Below are 15,283 nucleotides of genomic sequence, written 5' to 3' on the forward strand. Positions count from 1 at the left end.
AAGCTGCTTTAGGGCGGCTTGTTTTTTATTGTTAAGGAAATGATGCGCAGCCATATCCTGTGGAAATCCGGGGGCCCCCCCCCCGAAAGTAATGTCTAACCATAGAACGATCCCAGAGGAGTGGTCAGACGCCGATCCAGCTTAGGCTGGATGCGGACGGAATAAGCTTCAGAGCATCACGTCGCTTTTGGGGGATTTGTTCCTTCCGAAGGCTTAGATGAAACCTGTCGGAACGGACATTGCGAAGGTTAATTTATAAATAAGCAGCGACGCGCATTAGTCTCGGATAGTCTGCCATTAAACCTCCTAACCACTTTCGCAGCCTCCTTTTACCTCCTAAGACGCGTCTTCCCTAATGTCGCCTTTTCTTACTTTTTCCTGTCATCTATTTGCAATTCAAACTATTCGGTAAACATGCTAATATGAAACCAAGTCATCATTTTATAGGAGGGTTTATCTTATGTCTGCGAAGTTGAAAGTAGCTATAATCGGCTGCGGCGGCATTGCCAACGGCAAGCATCTGCCGAGCCTGGCCAAATTGGATCAAGTGGAGCTTGTCGCTTTTTGTGACATTGTATTGGAGAGGGCGCAGAAGGCGGCGGATAAGTACGGTGTCGTCGGAGCGAAGGTGTACGAGAATTATTTGGAGCTGTTGAACGATGCGTCCATCGATGTTGTTCATGTGTGTACGCCTAACGATTCCCACGCCGATATTTCGATCGCTGCTTTGGAATCGGGCAAGCATGTGATGTGCGAGAAGCCGATGGCCAAGACGGCGGCCGATGCCCGCCGCATGGTGGAAGCGGCCAAGCGCAGCGGCAAGAAGCTGACGATCGGCTATAACAACCGGTTTCGTCCGGACAGCCTGTATTTGAAGAAAGTATGCGAGGAAGGCGATCTGGGCGACATTTATTATGCCAAGGCTCATGCGATCCGCCGCCGTGCGGTACCGACATGGGGCGTGTTCCTGGATGAAGAGAAGCAGGGCGGAGGGCCGCTGATCGATATCGGTACGCATGCGCTCGACCTTACGTTATGGGTGATGAACAACTATGAGCCGAAGGCGGTTCTCGGTACGGCGTTTCATAAGCTTTCACAAAAAGAAAACGCTGCCAACGCCTGGGGCCCTTGGGACCCGAGCAAATTTACGGTAGAGGATTCGGCGGTCGGCATGATCACGATGAAAAACGGGGCGACGATCGTTCTCGAATCGAGCTGGGCTCTGAATACGCTGGATGTGAAGGAAGCCAAATGCACGCTGTGCGGCACGGAAGGCGGAGCGGACATGGAAGAGGGGCTGCGTATTAACGGAGAGAAGCACAGCCGTCTGTTCCAAAATAATATTCAGCTCGAAGCTGGCGGGGTCGATTTCTACGACGGCAAGAAAGAAAGCATGCAGGATACGGAAATCCGCCTGTGGATCGACGCTGTCATCAATGACAAGCAGCCTACGGTAACTCCGGAGCAGGCTTGCGTCGTGTCGGAAATTTTGGAAGCCATCTACGAATCGGCAAGAACGGGCAAAGCCGTTTACTTCGATTAATCTACGAGCATTAGAAAGTCCGGTGACAAACGAGAACATAATCCGAAGAATCCGATTTCAACAGCGTTTGGAGGATCAAACGGACGCCCCAGCGGACTTTTTTACCACATGTTTAGACCATTAACCTTAAGCGGAGGTACATAGCGATGATTAGAGTAGCGATGTTAAGCTTCTGGCATGTCCATGCCAGAGATTATGCCCGTCAGGCGACAGAGCATCCGGGCACGGAGATCGTCGCCGTATGGGATGAAATCCCGGAGCGGGGACGTCAGGAAGCGGAAGCGCGCGGGGCGCGGTTCTTTGAAGATTTGAACGAGCTGCTGGCGCAGTCCGATATTGACGGCGTCATCGTCGATACGCCGACGAATATGCACCGCGACGTGATGGTGGCTGCGGCGAAGGCGGGCAAGCATATATTTACGGAGAAGGTCGTCGCAACGACCTTGAAGGAATGCAATGAAATTTTGGCGGCCGTCGAGGAAGCGGGCGTCAAGCTGACGGTCTCGCTGCCGAGGCTGAACGCCGGTTATACGCTGGCGGCGCAGGACATTTTGAGCCAAGGCCTGCTCGGCGACATTACGCTTGTTCGCACACGCCTGTCCCATAACGGCGCGATTCCTTCGGAGCGCGGACCGCAAGGCTGGCTTCCGGCCCATTTCTTCGATGCGCAGCTGTGCGGCGGCGGGGCGATGATCGACCTCGGCTGCCACCCGATGTACCTCGCCAGATTGTTCCTGGGCTTGCCGGACAGCGTGACGGCCAGCTACGGATACGTTACCGGCAAAGACGTGGAAGACAACGCCGTCTCCGTGCTAAGATATGCGAGCGGCGCGCTGGCGGTCGTAGAGGCGGGCTTCGTCAACCGGTTCTCTCCGTTTGTCGTTGAGGTGCACGGAACCGAAGGTAGCCTGTTGTACTCGACGCATGACGACAAGCTGCTGGTGCGCAGCTCCAAGCTCGGAGAAGACGGTTCTCAAGAGTGGAAGGTTCAGGAATTGCCTTCGGATCGCCCGTCGGCGTTCGATCAATGGGTAAGCCATGTCGAGAACGGCACGAAGGCCGAGGAAAATATTCAATTGGCCTTGGATTTGACCAGGCTGATGGAAGCTTCGAACGCTTCCGCACGGACAGGCGCGGCGTTCAAGCTGAGCGATTTGGCGCAGTAACGGCAGGAAACTTACAGGAAGGGCCGATTCGCTCCTTGGCGCGCAGCCAGCGGGGCGGCGGCCTTTTGCCGCCTGCGGCCGCCTGACCGAATGCCGGGAGCTGTGGTATGCTTGAAGCGAGGACGGCAGCCGGTTTCTTAAGCCGAGGATTGCTCCGCCTGACACAGGACAGATGAGATGAGTGAAGGCGGCGCATCGGCGCATTGCAAACGATTTACATGCTCTTCCCGGGAGGCGCGATGATGGATAATACGACACGAACGGCCCCTAAGCCGTATTCTTTTGAACTGATGCTTGAGCAGCCCTTTGCGCTGGACCGCCTGGACGTCCAATTCCGCTGGGGCCATTACGGTATCCGGATGCTGAGATTTCATCATACGAGCTTTCCACCGGGGCATGTGATCAGCTTCCACAAGCATTCGGAATTTGAATTTCACTACATTCCCCGGGGCAAAGGCAAGGTTATTCTGGGAGAAACGCCTTATTTGCTGCAGGAAGGCATGCTGTACTTGACCGGCCCGAACTTGCTGCATTACCAGGAGGCGGATGCCGACGAGGCGATGGACGAGCTATGTCTCCATATCGATATCGTCAAGCTGGAGGATACGGCGGATAGCGGAGAAGGCGCGGAGCTTTCCGCCGAATGGGGGCATAAATGGGAAGTGGCCGAGGCGGAAGCCTGTATTCGGCAGCTGCAAACGCTTCCGGCAAGACCGGCGATAGATCAGTATCGGGCGATGGATTGCTTTCTGACCGCGTACCGGGCGTGGTATGAGAATCAGCCGGGGCTGTTCACCGTCATCAAGCAGTCGATCATCCAAATTTTGCTGCGTACGATCCGGGCTTATTCCTCGGGTCCACGCACCGATGTGCCTTCCCGCGATATGAAGCATTACCGGTATCAGCTCGCCGTACAGTTCATCAAGGACAACTATATGGAGCCGCTGACCCTGGAGACCGTCGCCGAGCGCGTGCAGATCAGCCCGAGGCAGCTGCAGCGCATTTTCCGCGAGCATACGGGGGGTACCTTCAGCGAATATATCGAGCAGGTGCGGCTTTCGCATATTTGCACCGAGCTCAGCCTGAGCGAGGAAACGATCGATCAGATCGCTTTCCGTAACGGATTTTCGAGCGCGAACTATTTGCACTATGTGTTTAAAAAGAAATTCGGCACTACGCCGATGCAATTCCGCCTCGCGCATAAAAATTAAAGCGGACGGCAAAAGCTTGACCGCAGGTTTCGTTAGCGGCATTAACATCTTCTGGATATCCCCGCAGCCGCCGGCGGCATGGTATAATAGGATTATCTTGGCTTTGGGAGAGATGATGTTGATTCAAGAAACGGAACAAAATCAATCGGTGCTGCTGGTCGACGGCATGGCTTTATTATTTCGCGCGTTTTATGCGACTTCCTATAGCGGCTATATTATGAGAACGAGCGCAGGCGTTCCTACGAATGCCGTGTTCGGCTTCGTCAAATATTTCTGGGATGCGGTGCAAACCTTCCAGCCCGCACATGTCGTCTGCTGCTGGGATATGGGGAGCAAGACGTTCCGCAGCGAGAAGTTTACGGATTACAAGGCAAACCGCGCGGATTGCCCGGAGGAGCTGAAACCGCAATTCGATCTTGTCAAGGACGTCGTTGAGAGCTTCGGCGTTCCTAATGTCGGATTGAGCGGCTATGAAGCGGACGACTGCATCGGAACGCTGGCGGATACATACAGCAAGGATAGGGACGTTTATATTTTGACGGGCGATCATGATATGCTGCAGCTGCTGCATGAGCGCGTCAGGGTCATTATTATGAAAAAAGGCCAGGGCAATTACGCCGTCTACACTCCGGAGACGCTGATGGAGGAGAAGCAGCTGACGCCCCGGCAGTTTATCGACCTGAAAGGATTGATGGGCGATACGGCGGACAATTATCCTGGAGTGAAGGGCATCGGAGAGAAGACGGCGCTGAAGCTGCTGCAGGAGTACGGATCCGTTGAAGGCATCATCGACAATTTGGCTTCGCTGCCCAAAGGCGTCCGGGCCAAAATCGAAGCCGAGCTGGAGATGCTTCATCTGTCGCGCGAGCTTGCCACAATCCGCTGCGATGTGCCGGTGAGCTGCGAGCTTGCCGCCGGCTGCTGGGAAATCGACCGGCATAAGGTGATCGCCAAATTCGAGGAACTGGAGTTCAAAGGACTGTCCAAGCTGATCGGATAATCCGGTCTATAAAAGGAAATGGATGACGGCCGCCCCCTGAATTCGCAGCAGCAGGCGGTTTGGGGAGGGCGGATTTTTGCTTGCCGACTCCCCCTGCTTTGCAACATCCGCTCTATGAAAACCGATATACAAGCTCTGCTTGCTCAGGTATACTAAAAAGCGCATGGTGAAAAAGTGACCAGCGAGTGGAAGCTTCTAGCGACCGCAGGACACGACGAAATCACCCCACCTCTATAAGCGTGGTGAAAAAAGAGCGCAGGGGCCATTTGAATCTGGAAAAGCGAAGCGTTCGCCTTTGAACAATCCAAAAATCCGATTTCAACAGCGATTGGAGGATCCAATGGACGCCGCAGCGGACTTTTTCACCATCCTTCTAAAGGTGGATGCAAACGTTAACAGTGCTTGTAACAAGCTCTGAATCACAAGGAGGCACATGCGGATGAGCAATATCGGAGTATGGGAAAATGCGGAACCGGGCGTCAAGCGTAAAATTTTCGAACCCGGCGAGTCGATTATGATGATGGAAGTTCATTTTGAAGCCAATGCGGAAGGCTACCAGCACAGCCACCCTCATGAGCAGTTTTCCTACTGCTTGAAAGGGAAATTGGCGTTTACGGTGGACGGCGAGACGAAGGTTATTTCCCAAGGGGAGACGATCTATATTCCAAGCGGCGCCAGACATGGCTGCAAGGCGCTGGAAGCGAGCGTGCTGCTCGATACGTTCACTCCGGTGCGCGAGGATTTAGTGAAACGGTAACGATTTCCTTTTCCAACTTCTATTCCTATATGGTAAGCAAAGACCGCCGGCTTTTTTAGAGCCGAGCGGTCTTTAGGGTTGGAACAGTGAGGCTGGTATAAAATTGTCCCCAAAAAGGGGCTTGGATTTACGATTCATTCGCTCCGCAGCCTCGCCGGCGGTTCAATGTTCCCTTATTTAACGGGGAAGTTAAATATCGGTAAAATTAATCGCTCCGACGACTTGAGACAGGAAGTGGGTCAGCTCGGTCGCTTCTTCTTCCGTCAATTTGTAAACATGTTCCAGGTAGCCTTCTTCTTCCAGATCGTCGGGGCCGATGACCGCCGTGCGGCCGCTTTGCAGGTCGGTGATCAGCTTTTTGCCGTAAAACCGGTTCGTATTCGTAATCGCCAAGTCGAAGCGGCGCATCGACTCCCCTACGAAACAGACGAAGCGCGTCGTCGTATCCTCGCTGGAATCGTATAAATAATCCAAATCTGACATTATAGGTTCACTCCGTTCTTCGTTCTGTGGGGCATGCGAGCCGCCGATAGTTTTTATCATTATACCTCAAGTCGGGGACGCGGGCAAAAGGCATTCGTCAGATATTTCGCATAAGAACATTTTCATTTCTCGACAAACATGATAGAATTTATAGAATGATAGAAAGACGCTAAGTCATAGACTATTAACATATTTGGGAGGCCTTACGAAATGTCCAAGCCAAAAATGAGAAGCGACATGATTAAAAAAGGTTTCGACCGTGCGCCGCACCGCAGCTTACTGCGTGCCGCCGGCGTAAAAGAGGAAGACTTCGACAAGCCGTTCATCGCGGTGTGCAACTCCTACATCGATATCGTGCCAGGCCACGTGCATTTGCAAGAGTTTGGCAAAATCGTTAAAGAAGCGATTCGCGAAGCGGGCGGCGTACCGTTCGAATTCAATACGATCGGCGTCGACGACGGAATCGCAATGGGTCACATCGGAATGCGCTATTCGCTGCCGAGCCGCGAAATTATCGCCGATTCCTTGGAGACGGTCGTATCCGCCCACTGGTTCGACGGCATGGTATGTATCCCGAACTGCGACAAAATTACGCCGGGCATGATGATGGGCGCGCTGCGTGTGAACATTCCGACGATGTTCGTCAGCGGCGGACCGATGAAAGCCGGCAGAACGAGCGACGGCCGCGCCATCTCCCTGACTTCCGTATTTGAAGGCGTAGGAGCTTACCAAGTCGGTAAAATCGACGAGAAGAGCCTGCTTGAGCTTGAGCAATACGGATGTCCGACTTGCGGTTCCTGTTCCGGTATGTTCACGGCCAACTCGATGAACTGTCTGGCTGAAGGTCTCGGCCTTGCGCTGCCGGGCAACGGTACGATTCTGGCGATTTCGCCTGAACGTAAGGAATTCGTTAAACGTTCCGCTAAACAACTGATGGAATTGATCAAACTGGACATCAAGCCTCGCGACATTGTCACGATCGACGCTATCGACAATGCGTTCGCCCTCGATATGGCGATGGGCGGTTCCACGAATACGGTGCTTCATACATTGGCGCTGGCTCATGAAGCCGGCTTCGAATATCCGATCGAGCGTATCAACGAAATTGCTAACCGCGTGCCTCATTTGGCCAAAATCGCTCCGGCTTCCGATTACCATATCGAAGACGTGCACAATGCGGGCGGCGTGAGCGCGATCATCAACGAGCTGCTCAAAAAACCGGGCGCGTTGAACGGCGAGTGCATCACCGTAACCGGCAAAACGCTTCGCGAAAACGTAGCGGGCTGCGACATTTTGGACAAGGATGTTATCCATCCGCTGGATAACCCGCATTCCGAGCGCGGCGGCTTGGCCGTATTGTTCGGAAACCTGGCTCCGAAAGGATCGATCATTAAAGTCGGCGCGGTCGACAAATCCGTAGGCGGCTATCACAAAGGTCCTGCCATCTGCTTCGACTCTCAGGAAGACGCGCTCTACGGCATCGCCAACGGCAAAGTCAAAGAAGGACATGTCGTTGTTATCCGTTATGAAGGGCCTAAGGGCGGTCCCGGCATGCCGGAAATGCTCGCTCCGACTTCGCAAATCGTCGGCATGGGTCTTGGCGCCAAAGTCGGCTTGATCACGGACGGCCGTTTCTCGGGCGCATCGCGCGGCATCAGTATCGGTCATATTTCTCCTGAAGCGGCTGAAGGCGGTCCGATCGCTTTCGTCGAGGACGGAGATATCATCGAGCTGGATTTGGAAAACCGCACCATTCAACTGATGATTTCCGACGAGGAATTCGAACAGCGCAGAGCGAACTGGAAAGGCTTTGAGCCGAAAGTAACGACTGGCTACCTGGCCCGTTACTCCAAGCTCGTAACGAACGCCAGCACAGGCGGAGTCATGAAGGTATAATAATCGTTTAGCAAAAAGACAGGCAGTGAGGGAAATTAATCCCTCCTGCCTTTTTTGTTGTTTAGGAAATGATGCGCAGCAAATTCCTGTGGAAATCCGGGGGCTTCCCCGAAAGGAATGTCTACCCATAGAACGATCCCAGAGGAATGGTTAGACGCCGATCCAGCCTAGGCTGGATGCGGACGGAATAAGCTTCAGAGCATCACGTCACTTTTGGGGGATTTGTTCGTTGCAGCCTAGCGGGACGAGGACGCCCGCTGATCAATCATCAATCAAATCGTCGCCCGGACCGTCATGCGTAGGATGAGATCCCGGGTAATCCCGGGAGATTCCTTCGTGGAGCTCGCGGTTCTCGTAAGTGAAACGATTGGGAGGACGCTGATCCTCACGCCACGGAGAACTTTTGCCCAAGGTGGCTTCGTGAAACGTCGCGCCGTACGGCCCTTCAGGGAACTCTTCGGCGGTTAGGTCGTTGCGCTGAGATTCGACGGTTTTGACATCGGTATAACGATGGCGGTCCTCTTCCAGGAAGCCGTTTTGTTCATTTTCCGGATTGGCCATCATGCTTGCACCTCGCTTTTTTTACAGTACTGCTTTTAGATTGCCTTCATGGGAAAATCGTTATTCCTCTTGCTTTCATGGAGGTTGTATGATAATATGGGAATAATTTCAAACGCGCTTAGAGGAAGCACCTCTCTTACTTTACGTAGGAGGGGTGCTTTTTTGCGTTTGAATATATATCTGATGGCGAGGGTGGGATATGGAATGAATCTGTTATTTCTGAACAGTATGGAGAAGCAGGTTGGCGACGACCGCACGCGGGGAGCGCAGGCTTCCATCGGTGAAAGTCATGGGAAGTGGATCGCAGGATGGCAGGAGACGAAAGAAGACGGCAGATTAACCCATGAAACTTGGTTTGAAGGAACGAGCTGGGAGGAGCTGATCGCGGCGTTCCGCGAGCGGATGCTCGTCAAGCGGCATGAAGGCTTCAAGCCGGTATTGGACCCGGCCCTGCTTCTGGAGCGGGTTTCGTTGGACAGCCGCTCCGCGCGAATCCAGCTGCTGCAGTTTTACAGCGAGCAGCACACGAGCGAAGAACTGTACGAGGCGCTTCGTCAATGGCGGCTTAAGCAGGCGGGCAAAGAAGGCAAATCGCCCTTTTTGGTCGCGACCAACCGTCTGCTGCGGATGATCTGCGCGTTCCTCCCTCACACCGAAGAGGAATTAAGCCAAATTCCCGGATTTGGCGCGAATAAAGCCGCGCTGTATGGAGCGGAGCTGTTGAAGTTCACGCGTCAATATGAGCGGACGACTTCATTTCCGCTGGATTGGGTGGAGGACAGTGTGAATCTGCTGCAGTTTCAAGCCTGGCAGCAGCAGGAGAAGCAGCGCAAGCAGCAGCTGGAGCAAACGAAGCGCGAGACGAAGCGCAGGCTGCTTGAGGCGGTGACCCGCGGCGACAGCCTGGAACAGCTGCGGGAAGAGCTGCAGCTTCAGCCGAGAGATTTGATGATCTGGCTGGAGGAGCTGGACAGGGAGGGCTATGATTTGGAGGCGTACATTGAGCTTGAACTGAAGCGGGTTCCGGAAGAAGAGCTGAGTCTGGCTTGGGAGGCTTTCGAGCTGCGCGGGGACAAGTATTTGAAGCCGATTTTGCAATCGCTGTATAAGCAAGAGGAGCTTGACGGAAAGGAGGTCGACCGGATTTATGAATGGTTGCGCCTGCTGCGGATGAAGTTTCGTAAGGCACAAGCATCGCAGGAGCAGGCAAGCCAGGAAGCCGTCGCCGGTTAATCGTTTCGTCCCGGCCGCCTAATATGACAGCTTCGGCTTCGGGCTCGCTTACGGTCCGAACGCAAAAAACTCTTGCCTTAAGCGGCCGATACCGTCCAAGGCAAGAGTTTACTATATATAGAAACGAGCCGCGTTCATAGCCAGCCCTTTTTACGAAACAGAACGAACATCGAAATGCCGATAACAAACATCAGGATGACCGCAGCGACGCCGCCGTACTCCCAATGGATGCCGGGAATATGCTCGAAGTTCATTCCGTAAATACCGGTGATGAATGTGAGCGGCATGAAAATGGTCGTGAGCGCGGTAAATATCCGCATGATTTCGTTGGCGCGGTTCGACAGGCTGGACTGGTAAGCTTCTCGTAAGTTCGCCATCAAATCGCGGAACGTATCGAAATTCTCGGATATTTTTACGGCGTTTTCGTAGATGTCGCCGAAGTATTTTTTGAGCGGATCGCTAATGAGCCGCAGTTCTTTGCGGTTTAACGTCGCGATCACTTCTTTTTGCGGAACGAGCACTTTCTTGAGCCATAAAATTTCGCTTCGCAGACCGATAATTTCGTTCAAATGCGATTTTTTCGTATTCATCAGTATATCTTCTTCCAGCTTCTCGATCTTCGCTTCGATCCGGTCGCCGACATTCGTATAGTTATCGACGACAAGGTCAATCAAATGATACAAGAAACGGTCCGGCGCGCCGACTTCCTCTTCCCAAAGCACCGGTTTCAAAGCGCGCAGCTCGTTAATTTTTTGCCGGGTCACGGTAATGATATAATGCTTGCCGAGAAATATATTGAGCGCCCGCAGAAAAATTTCTTCATCATCAAACCGGATGCTGTTGACGACGATAAAATAATGGGTATCGTACAGCTCGATCTTCGGACGCTGTTCTTCTTCCGTCAAGCAGTCTTCCACCGCCAATTCATGAAGATGAAATAAGGGCTGTAAAATCGTCAAATCGTCAACATCGGCATCGATCCAATAAAATCCATGCTCCGGCGCCTCGATCGTTTGGGTAATATCCTCAATTAAAGTAAAAATGCCGTCCTGAACCAAACGTGCTTTCATCTGCTCCACCCCTTCACATGTAGCTTGAGTTAGCTCGTGAGGAATGCAGACGGAAGAAACGTCGCCGATTCGCCGGACAGCATCTAGGTTAGGCGTAGAGGTCAAAAAGTCAGAAGCCGGCCGTAAACGGCTGCGGCGACCTGGTTCCTAAGCAAAGGACAGTCCGGTGCATGCGAACGAGCGGCGTAAGCCGTCGGCATTCCAAACGAAATATTCTGTTGTCGCTGAACGAAAGATACTACTCCTCGGGTCTCCGTCCATTCGTTTGGTGCACCCCTTTGCTAGTGTTGTCGAATTACTTGTCTAGTATAACCGCTCGATTGCCGCTCTTCAAGGTGGGTCTGCTCTATTTTTTGCAATTTTTTTCGGGTCTACGATATAATATGCCGTTTGCGGGGAAAGTGATATTCTTAAAGAGCGGAGCGGGATGCGGAATACTGTCTTGACGTTCCCTTTATTTTCGTATACAGTAGGTATAGAACTACAATTTCATATTTCAAGTTTCAAACTCTTATCAAGAGCAGGTGGAGGGACTAGCCCGATGATACCCGGCAACCGACTATCCTTAAGCTCATATCCGCGCAGGCGGGCATGGACAGGAAGCACGGTGCTAAATCTTGCGGAAGCGTAAGCTTCTGAGAGATGAGAGAGGACATTGTTGAATTGACAAGGCCTTTCTCGTGCGCGCGAAAAAGGCCTTTTTTAGTGCCTTTTTGCAGGAGTTTACCCGGAAACAAACACAAACGCCTACAAAAAAGGAGGATATACCTATGCCAATCAAAATTCCAGATCATTTGCCAGCCCGAGAAATTCTGATGAACGAAAACATCTTCGTGATGGATGAAACGGTGGCTTTCCACCAAGATATTCGTCCGCTGCGAATCGCGATAATGAACCTGATGCCGACCAAGGAAACGACGGAAACGCAAATTCTCCGGCTGATCGGCAATACCCCGCTGCAAGTCGAGTTTGTGCTGCTGCATCCGAGGACGCATACTTCGAAAAATACGTCCGTCGAGCATCTGGAGCAGTTTTATAAAACGTTCGACGATGTGCGGGGAGAGCGCTTCGACGGTCTGATCATTACCGGCGCTCCGGTTGAACAGCTCGACTTCGAGGATGTGAATTATTGGGATGAACTGAGGCAAATCATGGATTGGAGCCGCGAAAATGTGACGTCGACGCTGCATATTTGCTGGGCCGCCCAGGCGGGGCTGTATCATCACTTCGGCGTTCCGAAATATCCGCTGGAAGAGAAAATGTTCGGCGTCTTCCCGCACTATATCAGCACAAGCAACGTGAAGCTGCTCCGCGGCTTCGATGAGTTGTTCCTCGTTCCGCAGTCGCGCCACACCGAGGTGCGCCGCGAGGACATTGAGAATGTTCCCGAGCTTGAAATCTGGTCCGAGTCTTCGGAGGCGGGCGTCTATATCGTCGGCACGAAGGACGGCAAACAAATATTCGTAACCGGACATTCGGAATACGATGCGTGTACCTTGAAATACGAATACGACCGCGACGTCAACAAAGGGATGGACGTTGCCGTTCCGAAAAATTATTACCCGAACGACGATCCGACCAAGCAGCCGCTCGTATCGTGGAGAGCGCATGCGAACCTGCTGTTCTCCAACTGGCTTAACTATTATGTGTACCAAGAGACACCGTTTGATCTGCACAAGGAGGAATACTGTATATGAGCGAGCAGCACAGCGAGAGCAAGTTGAAAATCGAGAGCCGGTTAGCCCAAATCGGCTCTCAGGAAGAGCCTGTGACAGGCGCAGTCAGCTTCCCTATTTACCAAGCGACGGCGTTCCGTCATCCGAAGCTCGGACAAAGCACGGGCTTCGATTACGCCCGCACGAAGAGCCCGACCCGCAAGGTGCTTGAGGACGCGATAGCGGAGCTGGAGTCCGGTGACGCCGGATTCGCCTGCAGCTCCGGCATGGCTGCTCTGCAGACGATCTTTGCCTTGTTCAGCCAAGGCGATCATCTGATCGTCTCTCTGGATTTGTACGGCGGGACGTATCGGCTTCTGGAGAAAATTATGTCGCGCTTCGGCGTGACCGCGACTTATGTGGATACGAATGATCTGGACGCGCTCGAATCGCATTATCAGTCGAATACGAAAGCGGTGTTGATCGAGACGCCGACGAACCCGCTGATGATGATTACCGATCTGGAGCTCGTTTGCGGCTGGGCGAAGAAGAAGGGCATTTTGTCCATCGTGGACAATACGCTGCTGACGCCGTTCTTCCAGCGTCCGATCGAGCTTGGAGCCGATATCGTCATTCACAGCGCGACCAAATACTTAGGCGGACATAACGACGTGCTGGCCGGTCTCATCGTGACCAAAGGCAAGGAATTGTCCGAGCAAATGGCGTTTTTGCACAATTCGATCGGCGCCGTGCTGAATCCGCAGGATAGCTGGCTTTTGATGCGCGGGATGAAAACCCTCGCCATCCGTATGGAACGCCATCAACATAACGCGACCAAAATCGCCGAATTTTTGTTAAATCATCCTCAAGTGGAAGCCGTCTATTATCCGGCGCTGGAGAGTCATCCGGGCTATGTCGTTCAGAAGAAGCAATCATCCGGGAATACCGGTATTTTCTCTTTCAAAATGAAGGACGCCCGCTTTATCGAGCCGATTTTGCGCCATATTCAGCTGATCGCATTCGCCGAAAGCCTCGGCGGAGTAGAATCGCTGATGACGTATCCGGCTGTGCAGACGCATGCCGACATTCCGGAAGACATCCGCCGCCGGGTGGGCGTCGACGACCGTCTGCTGCGTTATTCCGTAGGCATCGAGCATGCGGACGATCTGATCGCGGATTTGGCTCGCGCTATCGATTTGGCGCAGTCCGAGATAGAGGGGGCTTAAGGCGTAATGGCAGCAAACGAGCCTAACGGCAAGAACGAACAGACAGAGCGTCAGTTTGCAACCAAGCTGATCCACTTCGGGTCGGAGATCGACCCGAGAACGGGCGCTTCCAGCGTACCGATCTATCAAGCGTCGACCTTCCATCAGTTTTCGCTCGATGAACAGCAGGAATACGATTATACCCGTTCCGGCAACCCGACGCGGCAAGCGCTGGAGGATTATATCGCCCTCCTGGAAGGCGGCGACCGCGGCTTCGCCTTCGCCTCCGGCATGGCGGCCATATCGGCGGCGTTCATGATGCTGTCGGCAGGGGATCATGTCATCTGCACCGAGGATGTGTACGGCGGAACGTACCGTTTGCTCAGCACGATCATGACGCGAATGAACGTGGAGACGACATTCGTCGATATGACCGATCTGGAGCAAGTGAAGGCGGCGCTCAAGCCGAATACGAAGGTTGTCTTTATGGAGACGCCCTCCAATCCGACGTTGAAAATTACGAACATCGCGGAGATTACGGCTTGGGCCAAGCAGCAAGGGCTGCTGACGATGCTGGATAACACGTTTATGACGCCGTATCATCAGCGTCCTATCGAGCTCGGCGTCGATCTGGTGCTGCACAGCGCGACCAAGTTTTTGGGCGGCCACAGCGACGTCACGGCCGGTCTGGCCGTCACCGCCAACGAGAGCCTCGGACAGCAAATGAAGCAGGTGCAGAACGGAATGGGCACGATTCTCGGCGTATACGACTCCTGGCTGCTGATGCGCGGGATGAAGACGCTGCAGGCGCGCATGGAAGCGCATGAGCAGAGTGCCCGCCGTCTGGCCGAATGGCTGTCCGCTCATCCGAACGTGGAGAAGGTATATTATCCGGGGCTTACCGGACATCCCGGACGCGAAATTCATGAGAAGCAGTCCAAGGGCTACGGGGCCGTCGTTTCCTTCGACATCGGTTCCGGCGAGCGCGCCAAGCAGGTGCTTCACCAGGTGCAAATCCCGCTCGTAGCGGTCAGTCTCGGGGCTGTAGAGAGCATTCTCTCGTACCCCGCGATGATGTCCCATGCGGCGATGCCGCGCGAAGTGCGTCTGGAGCGAGGAATTACCGACGGTCTTGTCCGTTATTCGGTCGGTCTTGAGAATATCGAGGACATCATCGCCGATCTCGATCAAGCGCTTCGCGGCGTTTAGCCTCCTCTTATAGAAGCGTGGCGAAGCTGCAACAGCGAGAGGAAGCTTCTATCGACGGCAGGCTGCTTGTTTTTCACCGCCCTTTTAAAAACCTGCTATCAAAGCGGACGGGGCATAATTTTTGGCGCCGTTAAATATGAATAGAGAGTGTCTTTTCGGGTGCATACCCGGGAAGGCAGTCTCTTTTTCACGTTTTTTTCAATGACTCGGGCCTATGTTTGTGGTACCATGATTTTATAAGTTTTTTCGTATGCAAAATAGTTTGGCAATAGATAGCAAAAGGAGTGAGCACAG

At 53.3% G+C, this 15,283-nt stretch carries 13 protein-coding genes and 1 riboswitch; of the genes, 10 read left to right on the plus strand and 3 right to left on the minus strand.

Features of this window, described 5'->3' with window-relative positions:
• The first annotated feature begins 460 nt into the window (after positions 1–460).
• The 5 genes from SK3146_RS26475 to SK3146_RS26495 all read left to right on the plus strand — a co-directional run bounded on the left by SK3146_RS26475 (position 461) and on the right by SK3146_RS26495 (position 5,677).
• Positions 461–1,543, plus strand: a complete 1,083-nt coding sequence (locus tag SK3146_RS26475; RefSeq protein WP_249861577.1) for a Gfo/Idh/MocA family protein — start codon at positions 461–463, stop codon at positions 1,541–1,543.
• 146 nt (positions 1,544–1,689) lie between these two features.
• A complete protein-coding gene (locus tag SK3146_RS26480) occupies positions 1,690–2,709 on the plus strand; it encodes a Gfo/Idh/MocA family protein (RefSeq protein WP_249861578.1) in 1,020 nt (339 codons plus the stop codon).
• Between the two features lie 242 nt (positions 2,710–2,951).
• Complete coding sequence (locus SK3146_RS26485; protein WP_249866450.1) at positions 2,952–3,920, plus strand: AraC family transcriptional regulator; 969 nt, start codon at positions 2,952–2,954, stop codon at positions 3,918–3,920.
• Positions 3,921–4,032: 112 nt separating this feature from the next.
• Positions 4,033–4,920, plus strand: coding sequence for a 5'-3' exonuclease (locus SK3146_RS26490; protein ID WP_249861579.1), 888 nt, complete (start codon positions 4,033–4,035; stop codon positions 4,918–4,920).
• A gap of 439 nt (positions 4,921–5,359) precedes the next feature.
• Entirely contained in the window at positions 5,360–5,677 is a 318-nt protein-coding gene (locus SK3146_RS26495) for a cupin domain-containing protein (RefSeq protein WP_249861580.1), read from the plus strand.
• Positions 5,678–5,866: 189 nt separating this feature from the next.
• Here SK3146_RS26495 and SK3146_RS26500 read toward each other — a convergent pair whose 3' ends face one another.
• Entirely contained in the window at positions 5,867–6,160 is a 294-nt protein-coding gene (locus SK3146_RS26500) for a DUF3055 domain-containing protein (protein ID WP_249861581.1), read from the minus strand.
• Between the two features lie 210 nt (positions 6,161–6,370).
• Here SK3146_RS26500 and ilvD point away from each other — a divergent pair, with 210 nt between their 5' ends.
• The gene (gene ilvD / locus SK3146_RS26505) at positions 6,371–8,056 is read left to right on the plus strand and encodes a dihydroxy-acid dehydratase (protein WP_249861582.1); all 1,686 of its coding nucleotides are present in this window, start codon (positions 6,371–6,373) and stop codon (positions 8,054–8,056) included.
• Between the two features lie 261 nt (positions 8,057–8,317).
• On the opposite strand, the gene SK3146_RS26510 is transcribed toward ilvD, so the two are convergent.
• The gene (locus SK3146_RS26510) at positions 8,318–8,617 is read right to left on the minus strand and encodes a hypothetical protein (RefSeq protein WP_249866451.1); all 300 of its coding nucleotides are present in this window, start codon (positions 8,615–8,617) and stop codon (positions 8,318–8,320) included.
• A gap of 204 nt (positions 8,618–8,821) precedes the next feature.
• Here SK3146_RS26510 and SK3146_RS26515 point away from each other — a divergent pair, with 204 nt between their 5' ends.
• The gene (locus SK3146_RS26515) at positions 8,822–9,850 is read left to right on the plus strand and encodes an HRDC domain-containing protein (RefSeq protein ID WP_249861583.1); all 1,029 of its coding nucleotides are present in this window, start codon (positions 8,822–8,824) and stop codon (positions 9,848–9,850) included.
• A 134-nt stretch (positions 9,851–9,984) separates the two neighbouring features.
• On the opposite strand, the gene corA is transcribed toward SK3146_RS26515, so the two are convergent.
• A complete protein-coding gene (gene corA, locus SK3146_RS26520) occupies positions 9,985–10,920 on the minus strand; it encodes a magnesium/cobalt transporter CorA (RefSeq protein WP_249861584.1) in 936 nt (311 codons plus the stop codon).
• 508 nt (positions 10,921–11,428) lie between these two features.
• A riboswitch (SAM riboswitch) is annotated at positions 11,429–11,569 on the plus strand.
• 121 nt (positions 11,570–11,690) lie between these two features.
• Here corA and metA point away from each other — a divergent pair.
• From metA to SK3146_RS26535, 3 genes are read left to right on the plus strand one after another with little or no spacing between them, the layout of a single operon-like run.
• Positions 11,691–12,617, plus strand: coding sequence for a homoserine O-acetyltransferase MetA (gene metA / locus SK3146_RS26525; RefSeq protein WP_249861585.1), 927 nt, complete (start codon positions 11,691–11,693; stop codon positions 12,615–12,617).
• The gene (locus SK3146_RS26530; RefSeq protein ID WP_249861586.1) at positions 12,614–13,801 is read left to right on the plus strand and encodes an aminotransferase class I/II-fold pyridoxal phosphate-dependent enzyme; all 1,188 of its coding nucleotides are present in this window, start codon (positions 12,614–12,616) and stop codon (positions 13,799–13,801) included. The genes metA and SK3146_RS26530 overlap by 4 nt, the downstream gene beginning before the upstream one ends.
• A gap of 6 nt (positions 13,802–13,807) precedes the next feature.
• Positions 13,808–14,989: a trans-sulfuration enzyme family protein gene (locus SK3146_RS26535; protein WP_249861587.1), complete on the plus strand. Its 1,182-nt coding sequence runs from the start codon at positions 13,808–13,810 to the stop codon at positions 14,987–14,989.
• Positions 14,990–15,283 lie beyond the last annotated feature (294 nt).

The sequence above is a fragment of the Paenibacillus konkukensis genome (assembly GCF_023523925.1).
Taxonomy (GTDB): domain Bacteria; phylum Bacillota; class Bacilli; order Paenibacillales; family NBRC-103111; genus Paenibacillus_S; species Paenibacillus_S doosanensis.

Excerpts from the sequence above, each read along its gene's own strand:
- SK3146_RS26475 (WP_249861577.1), top strand. The coding sequence starts at position 461 with ATGTCTGCGAAGTTGAAAGTAGCTATAATCGGCTGCGGCGGCATTGCC.
- SK3146_RS26480 (WP_249861578.1), top strand. The coding sequence starts at position 1,690 with ATGATTAGAGTAGCGATGTTAAGCTTCTGGCATGTCCATGCCAGAGAT.
- SK3146_RS26485 (WP_249866450.1), top strand. The coding sequence starts at position 2,952 with ATGGATAATACGACACGAACGGCCCCTAAGCCGTATTCTTTTGAACTG.
- SK3146_RS26490 (WP_249861579.1), top strand. The coding sequence starts at position 4,033 with ATGATGTTGATTCAAGAAACGGAACAAAATCAATCGGTGCTGCTGGTC.
- SK3146_RS26495 (WP_249861580.1), top strand. The coding sequence starts at position 5,360 with ATGAGCAATATCGGAGTATGGGAAAATGCGGAACCGGGCGTCAAGCGT.
- SK3146_RS26500 (WP_249861581.1), bottom strand. The coding sequence starts at position 6,160 with ATGTCAGATTTGGATTATTTATACGATTCCAGCGAGGATACGACGACG.
- ilvD (WP_249861582.1), top strand. The coding sequence starts at position 6,371 with ATGTCCAAGCCAAAAATGAGAAGCGACATGATTAAAAAAGGTTTCGAC.
- SK3146_RS26510 (WP_249866451.1), bottom strand. The coding sequence starts at position 8,617 with ATGGCCAATCCGGAAAATGAACAAAACGGCTTCCTGGAAGAGGACCGC.
- SK3146_RS26515 (WP_249861583.1), top strand. The coding sequence starts at position 8,822 with ATGAATCTGTTATTTCTGAACAGTATGGAGAAGCAGGTTGGCGACGAC.
- corA (WP_249861584.1), bottom strand. The coding sequence starts at position 10,920 with ATGAAAGCACGTTTGGTTCAGGACGGCATTTTTACTTTAATTGAGGAT.
- metA (WP_249861585.1), top strand. The coding sequence starts at position 11,691 with ATGCCAATCAAAATTCCAGATCATTTGCCAGCCCGAGAAATTCTGATG.
- SK3146_RS26530 (WP_249861586.1), top strand. The coding sequence starts at position 12,614 with ATGAGCGAGCAGCACAGCGAGAGCAAGTTGAAAATCGAGAGCCGGTTA.
- SK3146_RS26535 (WP_249861587.1), top strand. The coding sequence starts at position 13,808 with ATGGCAGCAAACGAGCCTAACGGCAAGAACGAACAGACAGAGCGTCAG.